The 1,578-nt window shown below is 67.9% G+C and carries 1 pseudogene; it reads left to right on the forward strand.

The features are described 5' to 3' along the window. The first annotated feature begins 135 nt into the window (after positions 1-135). A pseudogene (locus ACFOY2_RS54590) lies at positions 136-1,550 on the forward strand (IS3 family transposase). Positions 1,551-1,578 lie beyond the last annotated feature (28 nt).

Genomic DNA, 1,578 nt, shown 5'->3' on the forward strand with positions numbered 1-1,578 from the left:
CCCTCTCTGTCAGACTCTCGTGAGACCTGGGGACGAAGTAGTCTTCTGTGACTCAATCAGGGCGAGAACAGGATCTTTCAGACAGTGACCTTGACCGTGGCCGACCTTCGCAGGGATCTCACCGATGATGGTGAGGTGGGCAAGGGAGACAGACCTCGATCGGATCGGCCGAAGCGACGCTCGTTCACGCCGGAATACAAGCTGGCGATGGTCGAGGCCTACGACGCGGCGACCGAACCGGGAGCCAAGGGCGCGTTGCTGCGCCGCGAAGGGCTGTATCACTCCCACATCATCGAATGGCGCAAGGCCCGCGACGCGGGGGCGTTGAACGCGCTGGCGGCCAAGCCGTCCGGCCCGAAGACGCGCAAGAGCGAAGCCGAGAAGGACAACGAGCGGCTGCGGGCGCGGGCGGAGAAGGCCGAGCGGGAGCTGGCCAAGACCAAGGCCGCGCTGGACATCATGGGAAAAGCACACGCGCTCTTGGAACTGCTCTCCGGGAGCGCGGACAACGACGCGCCGCCCAAGAAGTGATCGACGAGGCGTTCGCCGCGCTGGAGCCGGTCCTCGGTGTGACCGAGGCGTGCGCGGTGTCGGGCAAGTCGCGGGCCACCGTGCACCGCCATCGCCACCCCGCGCCGGTGGTGCTCGGGCCGCGCCCGGCGCCGGCGTCGCATCCGGCGGCGCTGAGTGAGCGGGAGCGGGCGGAGGTGCTGGCCGTCTTACGCTCGCCGCGGTTCGTCGACAAGGCGCCGGCGCAGGTGTGGGCCACACTGCTGGACGAGGGCGTCTACCTGTGTTCGATCTCCACGATGTATCGGCTGCTGCGCGGGGGCGGCGAGGTGCGCGAGCGCCGCCGGCAGGCCACGCATGCGGCCCGGGTGCGGCCCGAGCTGGTCGCCCGAGCCCCGTCGCAGGTGTTCACCTGGGACATCACCAAGCTGAAGGCAGAGGTCAAGGGCGTCTACTACGACCTCTACGTCATGCTCGACATCTACTCGCGCTACGTCGTGCACTGGGAGGTCCATACCCGCGAGAACGCGGAGCTGGCTGAGCAGTTCATCGCCGCGGCCATCAGCGCCAACGGCGGCCAGGCGCCCGCGCATGTGCACGCCGACCGGGGCACCTCGATGACCTCCAAGCCGGTCGCGGCGCTGCTGGCCGACCTGAACATCGCGCAAAGCCACAGCCGGCCGCGGGTGTCCAACGACAACCCCTACTCCGAAGCGCAGTTCCGGACGCTGAAGTACTGCCCGGCCTTTCCCGAACGCTTCGGCTCCCTTGCGCACGCACGCGCCTTCTGCGCCGAGTTCTTCGCTTACTACAACCACGAGCACCGGCATTCCGGCATTGGCCTGCACACCCCGGCCTCGGTCCATCTGGGCACCGCAGGCCAGATCCGGGCCGAGCGCGCCCGGACCCTCCAGGCCGCCTACGCCGCCAACCCCGGCCGGTTCCGACGCAGACCCGCCCCGCCCAGCCTTCCCAAAGCCGTCTGGATCAACGAACCCGCCAAGGAGGAAACCAACTCCGATACAGAACAAGTCGCCTAAAACGTCTCAAACAGTTTGACAGTTACCG

It is taken from the genome of Nonomuraea purpurea, assembly GCF_042650645.1.
Lineage (GTDB): Bacteria > Actinomycetota > Actinomycetes > Streptosporangiales > Streptosporangiaceae > Nonomuraea > Nonomuraea purpurea.